Genomic DNA, 18018 nt, shown 5'->3' with positions numbered 1-18018 from the left:
TCGGCGATCACGAGGATTTGAGGATGGTCAAACGAAGCTGACGCTTGAGCTCGGCCCGCTGGTCGGCGCGCATGTCCCCCAGCGGACCGCGCAGGGCAGGCGGGATATGAGCAACGGCCTCGCCGCCATCGTCGAACACATGCGCCTCGAACATCGCGCGCCAATATTGCCGCTCGCCCGGCGGCAGTGCCTTGATCGCGAGGATCGCGGTCAGGAACGCGTCCTGCGCATGGCCGAGCCCGCGCGGCACATCGCCCCACCAATAATTGACCATCGCATTCCACGGGGAGCGCGAGGTGACGTGATGCCACCAGTAGCGCGGCATCAGCAGCGCATCGCCCGGCCCGAGATGCGCCACCTGCGCAGCCTCCAGCGCCTCGCGGAAGCGCGGAAAGCGATCGAGATCGGGCGCCTCGGGGTCTACGAGCGAGAGTGGCGGGGGATTGTCGATCGGGCCGATATAGAGATTGGTCACCTGCTCTGGCGGGAACAGCACGAAGCGGCGTTGGCCTGCGATCACACAGGCGAGATTATGGTCGCGGTCATTGTGGATCTGAGTCTTCACCGCCCCGCCAAGCCACAGCCGCGGCTCGGTCCCCGGCGGCACGAGCGGCATCGGATTGTCGCGAACGAAATCCGGCAGCTGCGTCGCGAGCGGCAGCATCTGGACCGCGATATAAGGCCCGCCGGGTGCGGTGGTCGCACGCTCGATCCGGTCGAGCGTCTCGCCGAGTGGGCGCTGGCGCTTGGTGAAGCTGAACTCGCGCAGATCGGCGGCATAGCCGAACCGTCCGCCGCTGGCCGGCGACGCCTCCATCACCGGCACCGGCGCACCGCGATCCATCGCCCGGAGATAGGCGCCGAGCGCCGCCGGCGAACGGCGCCCGGCGGCCAGCGCCGGCCAATGTTCGGTCAGTCCCTTGAGGATCACCGGCGCCCCGGCGGTGAGCAATGCGTCGATATCCGCGGCGGATTGCACCGTCGCACTCGCTACCGGTGGCAACGCGTCGAGTGGATCGACGGGCGTGGCGAGCGCCGCGGTCATGCCGCTTCGCTCCGGCACAGGCTGCGCAGATAGACGTCGTGAGTCGGCTGCTCGAGCACCTTGCGCTTGATGAAGCTCAGGATGCGGCGGAAATCCTCCTTCATGCGCTCCGGCGGCGTGCGGTCGATCGCCGGCGGCCAGCTCTCCGGCACTTCCCCCAGCCCGATGAACAGCGCCTGCCAGAGGTCGGGCGCGAAGCTCTCATCCTCCATCGGCGCGATGTCGCCGCGCGCGCGGAACGTTGCGATCTTGTGCGCGACCGAGGCGGGGGCGGTGGCATTGTGAGCGGCCGACCAGAAGCCTGACGAGCCGAAGCGATTGACCGCATAAAAAGCCGACTGGAAATCGCGCACCCGCTCGAACGCGGATCGGGTGATGCGGTTATATTCGGTGCGCTCGGCGGCGACGGTGGAGGCCACCGGAAACAGCGACAGCAGATGCACGATGCCGAGCTGAATCGCGTGAAGCTCGACATCGAACAGCGGATCGAACACGCAGGCCGAAGCGCCGATCGCCACGCAATTGGCAGTCCAGGCCTGGTTCCGGATGCCCGGTTCGACGGAAGAAATCGACGCGTCCGACAGCTTCAGGCAGGTCAGCGCCTCGGCGGCAGCGAACGCCGCCTCGTCGTCCTGATCGCGGGAAGCGAAGGCGTGTGTGACATAGGTCCCGGCCTGCGTCGCATGGAGCGCGGCCCAGCCGGACGAGCCCGCCCGGATCTCGGCATAGGCCGGAACCGACGCGAAAGGTGCGGCGCGCGCCGTCAGGCGGCGGTCTGTGACGAAGGCGGAGCGCCAGCTGTCGACGGACTGGTCGGTCAGCACCGCCTCGGCGCCGCTTGCATCGACGAACAGGTCGCCTTCGATACGCGTGCCGTCGTCAAGCCGGATCGCGCCGATTGCGCCGCTCTCCGCCTGCCGCTCGACGTCGATCGCACGGCTATGGCGCACCCGGATGCCAAGCTTCGACGCGCGCGCCTTGAGGGTGGCGACATAGGCGAGGGCAGGCAGGTGATAGCCGTAATCGGTCCGGCCGAAGAGCTCGGTCTCCTCGTCCGGCAACAGCATGCGGCCCTGCCGCGCGGCCATCGCGGTCAGGCAGAAATCCTCGAACGCTGCCTCGAGCCCGAACTGCCGTGCCTTCAGCCAGAAGGGGAAGAAGCCCCCGCCATCGATCGGCGCGCCATAGGAACCATGGGCGAGGAAGAAGGGGCGGGACGGACCAACGATATTCTGCCCAAGCGAGAAGCTCCCGCCGGTCGCGCGAAGGAGCGCGGCTTCGTCCAGCCCGAGCTTGTTGTGCAGCGCCTCAAGCGGCGGGAGAGACGCATAAGCGCTCGCAGGGGTCAACTCGGTCGGCAGCTCGACCGCCACGACTGACACCCCCGCCTGCGCGAGCGCACGCCGCAACACCGTCGCGCTCAGCCACAGCGCCGCGTCGCGGCCGACGATGACGAGGCGGGTCGGCGCGCCGCTCATGCGACCGCTTCCGCCGCGCAATAGCTCGCGATGAAATCGGCATGCGATGGCATCGCCGCGACGCCGCTGCCGATCCGCCCCGCGAAATCGTCGAGCCTCGCCGCGACCATGTCGAGATCGAACGTGTCGGCCAGCCGGTCATATCCCTCGGGCATCACACCCTGGCCGACCAGCACCGACAGCCAGCTGTCCCGCGCGAACAGGCCATATTGGTAATTGGGCGCCGTCGCACGGGCGCGGAACAGCTCGAGCTTGTGCGCCAGGCTGTCCGGGATCGGCATGTGGCGCAGATAATCCCAGAACGGCTCGCCCTCGCGCCGGTTGGCGATGTAGTGCAGCACCAGGAAGTCGCGCACCCGTTCATATTGCATCACGGTGAGGCGATTGAACTCGTCTGCCAGCCGCGGATCGATGCCGTCCTTCGCCATGCGCGGCGTGGGCATCAAATTGATCAGGTCGATCACCGCCGCCTGGATCAGATAGATGCTGGTCGATTCGAGCGGTTCGAGGAACCCGCTGGCCAACCCGATCGCGACGCAATTGCTGCGCCAGGACAGCGCTCGGCGACCCGGTGAGAAGCGCAGCAATCGCGGCTCGGCGAGCGCCGCGCCGTCGAGATGGGCGAGCAGTGTCTCCTGCGCTGCCTCCTGCGACAGGAAGTTGCTCGAGAAGATATAGCCGTTGCCGATCCGGTGCTGCAGCGGGATGCGCCATTGCCACCCGGCCGGCCGCGCGGTCGCGCGGGTATAGGGCGTGAAGTCGCCGCCATGCGCACATGGCACCGCCAGCGCGCGGTCGCAGGGAAGCCAAGAGGTCCAGTCCTCCCAGCCCACGTCGAACTGACCCGCCAGCAGAAGCGAGCGGAACCCAGTGCAGTCGATGAACAGATCGCCCGGGATCGACTGGCCCGATTTCAGCGTGACCTGCGTGATCGCGCCCGACGTCGCATCGCGGTCGATCGCGTTCACCTGGCCTTCGATCCGCGTGATGCCGCGCGCGGTCGCCCAGCGCCGCAGGAACTCGGCATAAAGACCCGCATCGAAATGATAGGCGTAGGAATAGGTCGACCGGATCGACTTGGGGTTCTCGTCGGGCAGCTCGAACGCGTTGGCGCGCGCCGCGGCGACGGCATAGGAATAGGCCTCGAACGGCGCGCCCGCTCGCCCGCTCGCTCGGGCGCGAAGCCAGTGGTTCTGGAATTCGACCCCGCCCCAGGGCTCGCCGAACGCCCCGAACGGATGGATATAACGGTCGCCAGGCCGGTCCCAGTCGCAGAACTCGATGCCCAGCTTGAAGGTCGCCCGGGTCTCGCGCATGAACTGCGCCTCGTCGAGCCCGAGCATGTCGTTGAACAGCTTGATGTGCGGCAGCGTCGCTTCGCCCACGCCGACGGTACCGATCTCGTCGGATTCGACCAGGGTGACGCTATAGTCGGCCCCGGGCAATTGCCGGGCGAGGCCCGCGGCGGTCATCCATCCGGCGGTCCCGCCGCCGATGATGACGATGCGATATCGAGTGTCCTGCATCAGACTAACCTCTCACAAGGGCTGCGCTGCCGTCCATGGGACGACAGCGCAGTTAGGGAGGTGCCTCATCAGAACTTCGCGCGCACCCCGAACTGGAAGCGGCGGTCGACCCTGCTCCAGGCGGAGTCGCGGTAGACCGGCTTCGCGCCGGGCGTGACGGGGGAGTCGCCGAAGATCTGCTGCTGATAGACGCTGGTCGTATTCAGCAAATTGGTGCCCTCGACCGACAGCTCGATATAGCGGTTGACCGAGAAGCGGAGCGACCCGTCGAGGAACCCGGAAGCCTTCTGGAACACCGGCAGGCCGATGCAGCAGTCGAGATTCTGGGTCAGGTAACGCGACCGCCAGTTGTAAGCGAGACGGAAGCCGATCGGGCCCTTTTCATAGAGGCCGACCACGTTGAACGTGTGCTTGGAGATGCCCGCCAGCTGGTGCGAGTCGATCACCGGGCCGGCACCGCCGGCAGCCGGGATGCCGATGCCCACCGCGCCGACGTCGCCCCCCGAGGTCGCGTTGATCAGGTTCGAGTTGTTGATCCCCGATTGCTGCACGAAGGTGTAGTTCAGCTGCGCGCCCAACCCGTTCAGCAACCCGGGCAGGAAAGTGAAGAAGGTTTGGTACGACGCCTCGAAGCCGTACAGCTCGCCGCCGTTCTTGACGTTCTGCGGACCGTTCACCTGGACGAGCTGAGTCGTGCCGTTGTTGGTGAAATTGCGGAACGACTGGCCGTAGGCGATGCTGTTGCTCAGCTTCTTGTAGAAGGCGTCGATCGTGAAGGACGAGCTGTTGCCCATATAACGTTCGAACGAGAGATCGAACTGGTCCGCCATCATCGGCCGCAGCGCGGCGTTGCCGGCATTGGCCGAGAAGACGAAGTTATAGCCCGTGACATTGGCCGGAATATGCGCCGCCGTCGGCGAACTATAGACGACATAAGGCGAGTCCGGCGTGGTGTTGTAGGTCGGCGGGTTGATCGCGACATAGTTGCGCAACAGGCCGATATCGGGCCGTGACAGCGCCCTCGAATAGGCGAAGCGCACGAAGTTCTTGTCGTCCAGCCCGAACCGCACGTTGAAGCTCGGCAACCAGTTGGTGAAGGAGCTCTTGTACGTGTTCGGTGCCCCGCCGCCATTGGCGAAGTTGCGGAGCGCCTGGGTGACATAACAGCTCGGATTGACGACGCTGTTGCCCGACAGGGGCGTGCCGCAGGGCTGAAGCTGGTCGAAGATGTTGCTCTGCGGGAAACCCGCTGCGCCGTCGCTATGCTCCACCGTGCGGATCACGCGGACGCCGACATTGCCGAGCACGCTGACACCGCCGAAGATCGTCTTGTCGTCTCCGCCGAAGCGCAGCATCGCATAGGCCGCTTGGGTCTCCTCGCGCAGATGCATCACCTCGGACGGGGTGAAGCATTCGTCCACGGTCGCCTCGGGGCGGTCGCAGATCGGCGTATAGCCGGTGCCGAGCGGAGAATTGGTCGTCGCGCCGCTCAGGCCCGTCATCAGCGCCTGATAATTCGTCAGCATGTTCTGGTTGACGAAGGCGAGCGACCCGTTCGGGAAGACATTGCCGTCGTACAGGCCGCCCATCGGATAGGGGCCGAAGATGCCGGCGCCATAGCCTTTGAACGGCGCATGCCCGGCGGCGCAGGCGGGATAGGCGCCACCCGTCGTGTTGTCGGCATTGAAGCCCGGGCCGTTGCAGTTCCAGTTCGCCGCGATCGGCGTCCAGTTGAAGGTCGAATAGCGCACCGTCTGCTTGCGATCGGCATACCGCACGCCGACCTTCAGCGAGTCGAGCCAGCCGCCCTCGGCGAAATCATAGGCAACGTCGCCGCGGATCGCGAATTCTTCGGCGTCATTGTCCTCGACATGGCCCTGGATGAACGGGATCCAGTAATTGTGCGGGTTGGCCAGGCCGCCGGCCGCATAATTCACGTTGGAACCCGGCAGCATCTTGACCTGCGGCGTACCGTCCTTGTTCAAGCTATAGTCGAAATTGGCGATCGAGCCCGTCGCGACCAGGATGTCGTTGTTATAGGTCGACGCGGTGATGCGCTGGACGTCGAGATTGGCGTGGAGCCGGTCGCTGACATCCCATTGGATGTTGCCCGACAGATCCCTGGTGCCCTCGCGATGATCGAAATCGCGCGATTCATTCTGCAGATACAGGCCGTCGCGCAGCGTGGCGCAGTTCGCTCCGGCGCCGCAATAATTCACGAACGGCATGCCGGGGACGGCCGATCCCGTATTGATCGCGTCCTGGACGCTTGAATAGGAGCCCGCCCAATCGCCGTGCGGCCGGGTAAGCACGCCGGACCGCAGCATGCCGTCGGCACCGAAGGACAGGGCCGGGGTCCCGTCCGCCGCGCCCAGGACGCTTCCCGTGCGTGGATTATAGGAAGGCGTGTTGAAATAGCCCCCTTCGAAGATCGTGTGGCTCGCGCGTTCGAGCCAGGCATTGCGATATTGCGAGTCCGTATATTGCACCGACGCGCGGAAATTGCCGGCCGTGTTCTCGAACTGTCCGGCGATGACGAAGCCATGGCGCTTGCGGTCGTAATCGACTTCCGAAAAACGCACACCGTCCGGGACATAGGCCCAGCTGCTGCCGCCGAACGGATTGCCGCCGCACTGGGGCACGCCGTTGACGACGATCGCCTTGCCGTTGCCGTCGACCGCGCCCGTCGTGCAATAAGTGTCGATCTTGTCCATGATCACGCTCTCGGTGCGCGTGATGACGTGCGACCAGGCATAATCGCCGAGGAGGCCGAAGCGGCCGATGCCGGTTTCGAAGGTCTTGCTGATCAGGCCGGAGAATTCAGGCGTCCATTTGCCCGAGCGATCGGCATAGGTGGCCCGGGCGTTGACCGCGATGACCAGCCCTTTCTGGTCGAGCGGCATGCGGGTGCGCAGATTGACCGTACCGGCGATGCCGCCTTCGATCATCTCAGCGGTCTGGTTCTTGTAGGCATCGACGCCGGCCAGAAGCTCGGGCGAGATGTCGTTGAAGTTCAGCCCGCGCGCTGAATCGGCGGAGAAGCTGTCGCGCCCGTTGAACTCGGTGCGAACCTGAGTGAGGCCGCGGATGAGCACGCCGGTCGGTTCGCCCGAGGGATGGGTGCTGTCATCGGCCGACTGGAGCCGGTTGACGGTGATGCCGGGAACGCGCTGCAGCGCCTCGGCGGCCGATTTGTCGGGGAAGGCGCCGATATCGGTCGCGGTGATCGAATCGACGAAGGTGTCGGCGTTCTTCTTGATGTTCTGCGAAGTGGCGAGGGCCTGCTTCACGCCGACCACCACGATGTCCGATTCCGGCGCGGGGTCGTCTTCCGGCGCGGTGGTGGCGGATATCTTTTGCAGCCGGGCCGAATTGTCGGCCGTTTGGGCAAAAGCCGGTGCGGCAAGCGCCATCGCGGTGATGGCCAGCAGCGAAGCACTGCCCTGCAAGCCATAGCGACGCGTCGAAACGATGCGATTCATCCCTCTCCCCTCTCTTTTTCGCCCTTGTCGGGCTGTTGGCGCGCGAAAGACGAATCTGCCGCGGCTCAATTCTATTTGCGTAAATTTGCGCAAATTTGCTTTCTGCGCAAGCGTAATTGCGAGATTCAATTTTAGCGACTTGTTATCAGATGGATAATACAAGAATCACGCTCGGTCAGGTCGAGTCGTGCGGCAAAAATGCAACGCTGCTTTGCATCAGGATCGATCCAGAAACGGAGTTTATGCAAAAGTTTGCATAAAATGGAGCGTCGCGGTAAAGCGCAGGAATGAAGTCGATCCCTCTTTTCGACGGGAATGCCGGCGCGCGCCGGCCGCGCACCCGGCCTGCGCGCTCAGTCGCGGGCGCGGGGCCGGCCGGCGCGATCGGGGATGGTCAGTGCGATGACGGCGGCCAGCGCGAGCGAAACGCCGGCAAGCACCAGCGCGCGCGCCGGCTCGCCGCCCAGCAGGCGATCGACCGTCCAGCCGAGCAGGGCGGCCGCGACGAGTTGCGGCAGCACCAGGAACACATTGTGGATGCCCATATAGACGCCCATCCGGCTCGGCGGCACCGCACTGGAGACCATGGCATAGGGTGCGGACAGGATCGATGCCCAGGCAATGCCGATGCCCAGCGCCGGCACCCACAGCCATTGCGGATCGGTGATCAGGGCGAGGCCGAGCAGCCCCGCTGCGCCGAGCAACAGGCAGGCGGCATGCGCCTCGCGCCGGCCGATCCGCGCGACGAGAAAGGGCAGGGCGAATGCCCCGATCGCCGCCACACCATTGTAGAAGGCGAACATCACGCCGACCCAGTCGGCGCTGGCATTATAGGCGGCACTGGTCGGATCGCTGCCCGCGCCGCTGTCGACGGCGATCGCAGGCACTGCATAGATCCACATCGCGAACAGGCCGAACCAGGTGAAGAACTGCACCACCGCGAGCCGCCGCAGCACGTCGGGCATATGGATGATATCGTCGACGATCTCGAGCAGGCCGGTGGGCCGGATGCCGTGCCGCGCGCTCCAGGCCGTGGCCCATTGCCCTATCCCGAGCAGCCCGATGATGCCGGCGACCAGATACAGCTCGCGGCGATATCCCTCGAGTCCGGTGGCCAGCGCGATCGCGACGCCCGCGAGCAGCCACAGCGCCCCGTTGCGGACGAGCGAGGCCTGGCTGCCGCTCGCCCATTCGGCGCGCGCGAGCGGGGCGGGATCGGCGATAAGGCTTGCCGGCGGTCGCTCCCGGGTCGTCGCGACGGTGATCCCGACGCTGACGAGCAACCCGACCGCGCCGATATAGAAAGCGGCGCGGAGCGAGGGCGGCAGGATGCCGGGCGGTGCCTCGCTGGACAGGCCGACCCAGTTCGACAGCATCCACGGCATGGCCGAGGCGAACACCGCGCCCACGCCGATGAAGACGACCTGCAGCGAGAAGGCAGTCGTGCGCTGCTCCTCGGGCACGACATCGGCGACCAGCGCGCGGAACGGCTCCATCGCGACGTTGATCGATCCGGTGAGCAGCCACAGCATGACGCTGGCCGCCCACACGCTCTGCACATTGGGCATCAGCACGAGCGCGATCGCGCTGACCAGCGCCCCGCCGAGCAGATAGGGCCGCCTGCGGCCGAGCGGTCCCCAGGTCCGGTCGCTGAGATGGCCGATGATTGGCTGCACCAGCAGCCCGGTGATCGGCGCCGCGATCCACAGGATCGGCAGCTCGTCCAGATTGGCGCCCAAGGTCTGGAAGATGCGGCTGGTGTTGACGTTCTGCAGACCCCAGACGATCTGCACGCCGAGCAGGCCGCAGCACATATTGGCCAGCGCGATCCGCGAGAGCGCTGGTCTGGTGGCCGGATTTCCGGCTTCGCGCTCCGACGCCGCCCCCGCTTGCAAAGCCGCCCCTTCGGTGTCCTAAGTCCTCATCCTCTTACGGTTCAAACTGATCGCAATGACCGATAACAGCAACAGCAAAACGACCCTCGAGGATCTGGCCCGGCTCGCCGGCGTCTCCATCTCCACGGTGTCGCGCGCACTCAACGACCAGCCCCTGATCAGCATGCGCACCAAGCAGCGCATCTGGGCGCTGGCGCGCGACCACAATTATCCGTTCCGCGCCTCGATGCCGACCGCACCGATCGGGGCGGAGGGCTCGATCGCGATCGTCACGCCGCATATGCGCGGCCGGGCGCTGCCGCTGTCGCACCCCTTCTTCCTCGAACTGCTCGCCAGCATCGGCGAGGCAGCGCGCGCGCGCAGCTGCGATTTCACCGTCAGCCATGTCGCGCCGGCGAGCCTCGACGATCTGGTGCTGGCGACCACAACCAGCCGCGCCAGCGGCGTGATCTTCCTCGGCCAGAGCATGCTGCACGAGGAATTCAACCAACTCGCCGAGACCAACGCCCGCTTCGTGGTGTGGGGCGCGCATATGCCGGGGCAGAAATACCGTTCGATCGGGTCGGACAACCTGCTCGGCGGCCGGCGCGCGACCTCGCATCTGGCCCGGCTCGGCCGCAAGGCGATCCTGTTTATCGGTGGCAGCGATCCCGAGGCCGAGCAACGGCGGCGCGGCTATCTCGAGGCGCTGGCGGAAAACGGAATCGACTTCGACCCGAAGCTCGTCGCCCAGGTCGAGTTCGAACTGGAATCCGCCGAGGCGGCGATCACCCGGCTGCTGCGCCGCGGCATTGCGTTCGACGGCGTGGTGGCGGCCAGCGACCTCATCGCGCTCGGCGCGATCCGCGCCTTGCGCCAGGCGGGCCTGTCGGTCCCGTCCGACGTGTCGGTCGTCGGCTATGACGACATGCTGCTCAGCCGGCTCAGCACGCCGGCGCTCACCACGATCCGGCAGGACACCTTCCATGCGGGGCAATTGCTGGTGACCAGCATCCTCGAGCCGAGCCAGGACCGCTCGCCCGGCTATCTGCCGACCGAGCTGATCGTCCGGGAATCCTGCGGCGGGTAGGGCGCGCTGCCCACGAGCCTCCTTCTATTCTTCCCCGGCGAAGGCCGGGGTCCAGGTGGGGGACGCTGGCGAGGTGCGTTGCGCGCCGTTTCCTCTGCCATCCCACCTGGACCCCGGCCTTCGCCGGAGAAGAGCAAGGGCCGCGGCGCGCTCCGATCGCTCGGATTAAAGCGATCTACCCATCGCCCTCCTCACCCGACGCACCCCTGATCACCACGCGACCGGAGCGCGAATCCACCAGGATATCATCCTCATAGGAAGCCTCCGGCTCGCGGCCATAAGGCGCCCGCTCCATGAGATTATACAACGCGAGCTGGTCGCGCATCTGGTCGTTCTCGGCCTGCTGAACCATCTGGGTCCAGCGGCGCAGCGCGGCCTGGTTGCCCTTCATCGCGGCCTCGGTCAGTGATCGGAAGACGGCCCGATGCGCCGGCAGCTCGGTCGCGCCGTCGCTCATCGTCACGCGGCGATAGGCTTCCTCAAGGATCATCGCGCGTGTCGGCTGATCCGATCCAGGCAGGCGATCGCCCGGCGCACCCGTCGCGCGCCGCCCTGGCGGTCGCCCGGCCGGGTTGCCCGAACTGCCCTTGGCGAACCTCCCTTGGACGCGAAGCGCCCGCGGCGCATCGTCGTCATCCGCGTTGTCGACGCTTGATTCAAATCTGTGCCTGGTCATGTCATCGTTCCGGCCATGGTTGATCCCACCGCCTTCAGACCCCATTCCGCCGATGATTTGAATCAAGCCGCACCTGTTCCGGCGGCGATCTCACCTGTTATCGCACCTGTTCCCGCCTGTTCCGCGAATAACAGGTGGCGGGGCATAAGGCCTTCGATCAACACGATAAATCGGCACGTCGAATCCAACATAACAGGTGCAGAAAAAAATTCGGCCGAAAAACAGGTGATAACAGGTCCGCGCGATCGATTCGGCTCATCGACCGACCTTCGACTGAAGGAGTCCGGCACGGCAGCCTAATGTATATCTATATAGTAGGAAATGATCGCTGCAAATAAGCAAGCGAAAGTCTATACAAGATGTCACATGAATGGCGGTAATATATCACATAAATGGTGGTAAAATCCCGATCAACTATGACGCAGTAGTCACATTTGGCCGGCAATGCGCAGTTTCATTCTAAAGTGGTTGCAACACTTCTTTCTCGCTTTTCTCTCCATGCTATCCAGCCCCGGTGTGGTGCCCTGTTTCCTTCAAGAGCCCATTGTCACCGGCGACGGTGCTCCTGGACGGAAAAGCATTGGAGAAGTGAATGCGGAGGCCCTTCATCCACATCAACTTCGCCACGGAAGACGTGCGCAGCGTGTCCCGGCCGCAGGGCATTTCCGGGAACATCTCCTGCGGCGCCGACTGGCACCGGGTGCACATCCTGCGGGAACGCTACGACGCCATCGCCGTCGGCGGGAAGACCTGGAACATCGATCGCCCGCGGCTGACGGTTCGCCCGGAGAAACTCGGCCGCGAGCCGCGCCGCCAACCGAACCGGGTCATCTTCGCCGGGTCGCAGCCCTGCGCGATGTCGCACCCCGGGGCGCCCGCCTTCGTGATCAGCTCGCACGACCATGTCGACCCGAGCGCTGTCGCGCTGACGATGAGCGGCCATGACCTGCACGGGCCGCTGACCTCGCTTTACGATCACGGCATCGAAAGCCTGTTGGTCGAGGGCGGCCCCACGTTGCTGCGGTCCTTCTTCAACCAGGGGTTTGCCGACCGGGTGACGATCTATGTCCGCGCCGGCAATGCGGAAGGCGCCGACCGCGGCGCTCGCGATACGCTCGGCACCTTGCCCGTCGCGTTTCGGGCAAGCGCCTTCGGTGAGGGCTTCCTGCTTGAGTCCGGCCCCGAGTCCGGCAATGTGGAGGTTGCGGTCGCGGCGGGGGTGGGGCGATGAACGCTGGCCAGCCGGTCCGGTTCGTTATCTTCGCGGCGCCACGCACCGGCAGCAACCTGCTGTGCAGCCTGTTGAACGCGCATCCCGAAATGCTGTGCCATCACGGCCTGTTCAATCCCGACGGAATCCATTGGGCGCGGGACTGGCAGGGCAGTGGCAGCATGGCCGATCGGGATCGTGATCCGGCGGCGTTCATCGCCTCGGTCTGGGCTTCGGGCGGCGACGCCCGGGCGATCGGATTCAAGATGAACCGGGACGAGAATGACGACGCGGTCGGTGCCCTGCTGCGCGATCCGACGGTGCGCAAGATACTGCTCAGACGGCGCAATCGCGTGCGGACCTATGTGTCCGAGGAGATCGCGAAACTGACCGGCATCTGGGAAAGCTACGATGCGAGCGATGCGTCGCTGCCGGCGGTGCATGTCGAGGTGGACGACCTGATCCGGCACAGCGCCCTGAACGCGGTCTATTATGCTGCGATCGAGGACTCGCTCAGCGCGACCGGACAGCCCTGGCTCGACACGGATTATGAGACTTTGGACGATCCCGGCGAGATGGCCCGGATCCTCTCCTTCATCGGGGTAAAGGCGCAAGCGTCGCTGTCGGCCGCCAGCCACAAGCGCGGGCCAGCCGATCTGGGTGCCGTAGTGGAGAATTTCGACGAGCTGGCCGGCGCCCTGCGGGGAACGGCGCTGCTCGACGACCTCTACCGCCGCGACATGCCCGAACTCCATCACCATGACTTCACGCCGTAGGACGCCGCCGATGCTCAACGCCAGTCTTGCCCCGATCGCAGCCGATGGCTTCACCCGTCACCGCGGGCCCGTCACCTCGGTCGCCGCCATTCCAGGCCGCGCCGCGGCAGTCGCGGTCGCCTATGACGGCGCGGTCTCCCTGTTCGACCTGGATGCCGGCACCGCGGAACTGCTCGGCTATCACCGGCACCTCGCCAATCACGTGACGGTGAGCGACGACGGCGCCTGGGCTGCTTCTTCCTCCTCCGATTACGACATCCATGTCTGGGACCTCAGCGAGCGGAAGCTGGCTCTGGTGCTGCGCGGGCATAGCGACGACGTCGAGGGCTTCGCCTTTGTCGACGAGTCGACCGGCGTCTCCGCCTCGCGCGACCGGCGGATCATCGTGTGGGATCTCGTGACCGGTGCCATCCGCCGGACGATCGAGGGCCATGAGAAGGACGTGCTGTCGGTCGCCTGCCGCGATGGGCTGATCTATTCGTCGGGCGACGACATGACGCTCCGGCAATGGGATCTCGCCACCGGCGCGCTGATCCGCACCTGGGGGCCGTTCGAGACCGAAACCGACACCTGCGCCATCGACATGCTCAACGGCCGCGTAGTGCTGGGATGCGACGACGGCGTCATTCGCATCTTCGACAGCCGCGACGGCACGGCGCTGGCCGCGATCGAAGCGCATGGATCGGGGATCAAGAAGGTCGCCGTCTCGCCGGTCAATGGCGACATCCTGTCCTGCGCCTATGACCAGCGGATCAGGATCTGGGATGCGGCAACCTTTTCGCCCAAGGGCGATCTGGAAAACCATGCTGCAAAATGGGAGCGGTCCTTCGGTTGGTCGCCCGACGGCTGCACGATCCTGGCCGGCACCTTCGACGGCACCGTCGTGCAATGGGATGCGGCATCCGGCCGAATCCTGCGCGAGATCGGCGGTGCGCCGGGCGACCAGGGCAATGCCTGTTTCAACGAGGCCGCCGCTGCATCGGACGGCAGCGTCGCGCTGGTCGCCGACGATGGCATGGTGCGACTGATCCGCCTGACCGATCATGAGGCCGCCCTCGTCGCGCGCACCGCACCGCCGGGCGGGCGCCGGCTGATGAACGCGATCACGCGAGATCCTGGATCGGGCCGGGTGATCGCGGGGACGCACGACCACAAGCTGCATGTCTTCGGTGCCGGGCTGGAAAGCCAGGTCGAGGTGGCGCTGGGGCAGGGGCCGATCAATTCGATCCGGGTGGCGCAGTGCGCCGGCCATGAGGGCGCGATGTTCGCTGCCTGTTATAGCGGCGCCATCGTCCGCGTCTCGCCCGACGGGCGCGATGTGCAGGCGCATGCCTTGCACGACGGTGCGGTGAAGGCGCTCCGCCTGCATCCGAGCGAAGCGCTGGGCGTCAGTTGCAGCGCCGATGGCGGGCTGCTTTCCTGGACCCTCGACGGCGAGATCCTCAACCATTTCCCCGGCCACACCGCGATCGTCGACGATGTCGATATCTCGCCGACGGGCGACCGGATCGCCAGCGCGTCGCGCGATTTCACCCTGAACGTCTATGACGTGGCTGATGCCCGGCTGACTCATTCGATCGAGCTTGGCCGCCGTTCCCCCAAATCGCTCTGCTTCTGGGACGCCGATACCGTCATCGTCGGCGATTATTGGGGCGCGCTGGTCAAGGCCGATCTGCGCACCGGCCGGGTTACCCGCCAGACCATCGCCGCCAACGGCATCAGCTCGCTGTCGCGCAGTGGCGATGGGCTGGTCGCCTCCTCCTATGACGGCGGGGTCTATCTCGTGTCGATCTCCGATCTCGCCGTGCGCAACGTCTACCGCGCGATGACTCAGCGGGTCGGCGGCACCTAGCCCGGCAGCAATCGCCCAATCGTGTCAGCGTCCCAGATTTTCATCGGTTCTTGAAGGAGCAAACGAAATGAAACCGAGCAAATGGCTATTGTCGGCGTGCCTGTTTCTGTTCGTGGGCGTCGCCGCCAAATCATCCGTCCAGTCCCAGACGCCGGTCGGCCCCGCGCCGCTCTGCGCGGTCAGCAGCACGGAATTCGCCGGCTGGAAGGCCGGTGGCAATTTCATCCCGCCGGACAGCGCCAGCTTCGATCCGTCGTCCGATTGCGCTTTCTACAAATGGTCGTCGCAGATGTTCCTGTGGCTGACGACCAAGGACGCGCGCGGTAACCTGCTGATGTTCTCGCCCAAGTTCGACAATGCGGTCGAGGATGTCAGCACCGGTGCCTTCCAGCTGGTCAACAGCACCGGCCTCGATGCCCAGGGCAAGTCCAACGTCTCGTTCCGGGTGCGCGTCAACAAGGCCAAGGTGCTGCTGCTCAAATCAGCCAACACCGCCACCAACCTGGCCGCTGGCCCGGCGGGCGACACCGACTCGACCGGCCAGGCGGGCGGCGGCGTGCTGGTCGTCAATGGATCGCCCATCGCTGCGCCTGGCAAGCCCGGCCTCTCGACCTATCCGGTCGTCTATTATGCGATCCAGGAGAGTGACGTCTTCACCGCGCTGAAGGAGGATTGGCGCAAGGTGCCCTATTATCGGGCCGGCCCGAACAAGACGAATTTCCCGATCACGCTCGACCAGGCCAAGGAAATCCAGAAGGCCTCGGGCAAGACGCTTCCCAATCTCAGCCAGCTGGCGATCGAGGTGAAGAGCGCCTGGGTCGATACTGCCTATCTCACGACCGCCCAGGCCGGCAGCCTCATCCGGATCAAGTCGGACGTCCCGGCCTTCACGCAGTCGCTCAACGGCAAGGGGCAGTTGGTGCTGAGCTGGGACGGCGAGACCATGGTCACGCGTACCCTGGCGATGGTCGGCATGCATGTCGTCGGATCGGTCAACCATCACCCGGAAATGGTCTGGGCGACGTTCGAATCGAACTTCAACAGCCCCGATGCGACCTATTCCTATCTCAACCAGAACTACGATCCGACCGCCAAGGCGTGCAAATCGGGCACGACCTGCCTCAACACCGTCAGTTTCAGCACGACGAGCAGCCAGCCCTCGATTTTCTATAACGGGCCGAAGGGGGCGACGACCGCACCGGACGTGATCACCGAGACGGCGTCGTCCGGCGACGACAGCAGCGTCGTGTCGGCTGGCGCGACCCTGACGGCAACCAGCGTGGCGCGCCTCAATCCATGGGGGAGCCAGCAGCCGGCAACGCCGTCACCAACTGATCCGGCTGTGCTCAACAACACCCTGCTCGTCTCGCTGATGCAGTCGCTCCAGCCGAAGCTGGCCGCATCGGGTGGTGCCGGCAAGGCGCTGTCCAATTACTTCCTGGTCGGCGCGCTCTGGAGCAACCGGATCATCCCGCCCCAGCCGGGCAGCAAGCAGATCGGCTCGCTGTTCGTGGCGAACACCACCATGGAGACCTTCCAGCAGGTGCGGCCGGGCAACCCCGATCCCGAAGCAACGGCAAGCAACTGCTTCAGCTGCCATGGCGACTTCAACGGAACGCAGGGGACGAGCGTCAGCCACGTCTTCCCCAACACAGTGACGTTCCGCTGATCCTTACCTGACCCTGACCCCGCCGTTCGCGGCGGGGTCAGAACCTGATCGAATGCCGATGGAAAGCGCGGGCGAGCAGGGGGTCGCCGCCATGCGCGAAATAGCGGTCGTGATAGTCGCCCGCGGTGATGGCGTTGACGCTGCTGTTGCTGTGGTCCGATCCGTAGAGGAAGATGTCCGGCGCGGTCTCGGCGAGGCGGACGATCCAGTCCTCATAGATGCGGCGCTTCTGCTCCAGGCTGTAATGCGTCGCGCTGAAGATCGTGCAAAAGGCGTTGCTCCACCAGATCAGCGCACCGGGCTCGTTGCGAATCCGCGCGAGCAGCGCGTCGGCTTCGAGGATGTTGCAGAGCAGATACTCGCGCTTCAGCGTGCGGACCTGCTGCCAATGATGTTCGAAGCTTTCCACACCACCCCAGCGCGCCAGCTCGGCGGCCCATAGCCGTTCGAGCTCGGCCCAATCCATGTTGTCCGGCGAGGCACCCGGCCAGAGATAATAATGTGCGCCGTTTTGCTGCTCGAACAGGCCGCGCAGGAAATGGGGATAGTCGCGCCCGTCCCATTCGCCGTCGAGCCGGCGCCGGAAATCCAGCGCCTGTTGGCTGTAGTCGAAGAACACGACCTGGCTGTCCGCATCCACACCATGTGTCGCGAGGATGCGGTTGGGCTTCAGCCCGGCGGCGACGCAATAGAGGGTCGACACGGGCGCCGCGAAGCCGGGTGGGGGTTCGGCGACATCGTCATAGGATTCATAGTTCAGCACAAACACGCCGCGACTCGCCTTTTCGGACATCTCGTCGAGAAAGCCGAGGAATCCCGCCGCGTTGGTGAGGTCGGGCCGCAGGTCGATCAGATGCCCTTCCAGTCCGGGCCCGAACGGCGTTGTGGCGTCGAGGCCCGGCTCTCCGTTCCGCGTCCACGCATCCAGATCGACCAGCAGGCATCGGCCGGGCACGCCGGCGAAGATGAACTCATGGTCGCCGGTCCATTCCTCCAGCGCGTCGAAGAAGCTGCGCGCCTTGCCCCCATTCGGGCCGGCATGCTCGGCGACGACATGGCCGTAACCTTGGACGAGACAATAGCGGCAGCCCGTCTGCCGCGCGCGAGAGAGGATGGTGCCGAGATCGGCATCCTCGATGATCTCGCCGAAATAATGCCAGCGCAGCCACGATACGGTGAGGTCGCGCGCCCGGCCCGCCGCCGCACCTGCACCCGCGCTTTCCGGTGAACCGAGCAATCCGCAGATCAGGTCGCGCACATGTCTCTCCCCAGGTCGATGCCGAACTCTACCGGCCCGATCGGGCGAGACGCATAGTCGATGCCCCCATTTTGACCGGTAA

The 18018-nt window shown here is 65.4% G+C and carries 13 protein-coding genes; 6 read left to right on the top strand and 7 right to left on the bottom strand.

Annotated features, from left to right (window positions below):
* Positions 1–7: 7 nt before the first annotated feature.
* The 5 genes from WC729_RS07420 to WC729_RS07400 all read right to left on the bottom strand — a co-directional run bounded on the left by WC729_RS07420 (position 8) and on the right by WC729_RS07400 (position 9426).
* Positions 8–1045 (bottom strand): cupin-like domain-containing protein, encoded by a 1038-nt coding sequence (locus tag WC729_RS07420; RefSeq protein WP_372851155.1) that lies wholly within the window; start codon positions 1043–1045, stop codon positions 8–10.
* Positions 1042–2523: a tryptophan 7-halogenase gene (locus WC729_RS07415; RefSeq protein WP_372851153.1), complete on the bottom strand. Its 1482-nt coding sequence runs from the start codon at positions 2521–2523 to the stop codon at positions 1042–1044. The genes WC729_RS07420 and WC729_RS07415 overlap by 4 nt, the downstream gene beginning before the upstream one ends.
* Complete coding sequence (locus tag WC729_RS07410) at positions 2520–4049, bottom strand: tryptophan halogenase family protein (protein WP_372851151.1); 1530 nt, start codon at positions 4047–4049, stop codon at positions 2520–2522. The genes WC729_RS07415 and WC729_RS07410 overlap by 4 nt, the downstream gene beginning before the upstream one ends.
* Positions 4050–4117: 68 nt before the next feature.
* Positions 4118–7531 carry a TonB-dependent receptor gene (locus WC729_RS07405; RefSeq protein ID WP_372851149.1) on the bottom strand — a complete coding sequence of 1138 codons (3414 nt, stop codon included), beginning with the start codon at positions 7529–7531 and terminating at the stop codon, positions 4118–4120.
* Positions 7532–7884: 353 nt separating this feature from the next.
* A complete protein-coding gene (locus WC729_RS07400; protein ID WP_372851147.1) occupies positions 7885–9426 on the bottom strand; it encodes an MFS transporter in 1542 nt (513 codons plus the stop codon).
* 55 nt (positions 9427–9481) lie between these two features.
* Here WC729_RS07400 and WC729_RS07395 point away from each other — a divergent pair, with 55 nt between their 5' ends.
* Entirely contained in the window at positions 9482–10495 is a 1014-nt protein-coding gene (locus WC729_RS07395) for a LacI family DNA-binding transcriptional regulator (protein ID WP_372851145.1), read from the top strand.
* Positions 10496–10670: 175 nt separating this feature from the next.
* On the opposite strand, the gene WC729_RS07390 is transcribed toward WC729_RS07395, so the two are convergent.
* On the bottom strand, positions 10671–11171 hold the full coding sequence (locus WC729_RS07390; protein WP_372851143.1) for a DUF5681 domain-containing protein: 501 nt from the start codon (positions 11169–11171) through the stop codon (positions 10671–10673).
* A gap of 15 nt (positions 11172–11186) precedes the next feature.
* Between WC729_RS07390 and WC729_RS07385 the strand changes: the two genes are divergently transcribed.
* From WC729_RS07385 to WC729_RS07365, 5 genes are all read left to right on the top strand, one after another.
* Complete coding sequence (locus tag WC729_RS07385; RefSeq protein WP_372851141.1) at positions 11187–11471, top strand: hypothetical protein; 285 nt, start codon at positions 11187–11189, stop codon at positions 11469–11471.
* Positions 11472–11763: 292 nt separating this feature from the next.
* On the top strand, positions 11764–12402 hold the full coding sequence (locus tag WC729_RS07380; RefSeq protein WP_372851139.1) for a RibD family protein: 639 nt from the start codon (positions 11764–11766) through the stop codon (positions 12400–12402).
* Positions 12399–13157 (top strand): hypothetical protein, encoded by a 759-nt coding sequence (locus WC729_RS07375; protein WP_372851137.1) that lies wholly within the window; start codon positions 12399–12401, stop codon positions 13155–13157. The genes WC729_RS07380 and WC729_RS07375 overlap by 4 nt, the downstream gene beginning before the upstream one ends.
* Positions 13158–13167: 10 nt before the next feature.
* On the top strand, positions 13168–15009 hold the full coding sequence (locus WC729_RS07370; protein WP_372851135.1) for a WD40 repeat domain-containing protein: 1842 nt from the start codon (positions 13168–13170) through the stop codon (positions 15007–15009).
* A 67-nt stretch (positions 15010–15076) separates the two neighbouring features.
* Positions 15077–16678, top strand: coding sequence for a hypothetical protein (locus WC729_RS07365; RefSeq protein ID WP_372851133.1), 1602 nt, complete (start codon positions 15077–15079; stop codon positions 16676–16678).
* Positions 16679–16715: 37 nt separating this feature from the next.
* On the opposite strand, the gene WC729_RS07360 is transcribed toward WC729_RS07365, so the two are convergent.
* Positions 16716–17936, bottom strand: coding sequence for a hypothetical protein (locus WC729_RS07360; RefSeq protein ID WP_372851131.1), 1221 nt, complete (start codon positions 17934–17936; stop codon positions 16716–16718).
* Positions 17937–18018: the final 82 nt, after the last annotated feature.

Source organism: Sphingomonas sp. (genome assembly GCF_041661825.1).
In the GTDB taxonomy this organism is placed as follows: Bacteria; Pseudomonadota; Alphaproteobacteria; order Sphingomonadales; family Sphingomonadaceae; genus Sphingomonas.
This window is presented reverse-complemented; position numbering and strand designations above follow the sequence as displayed.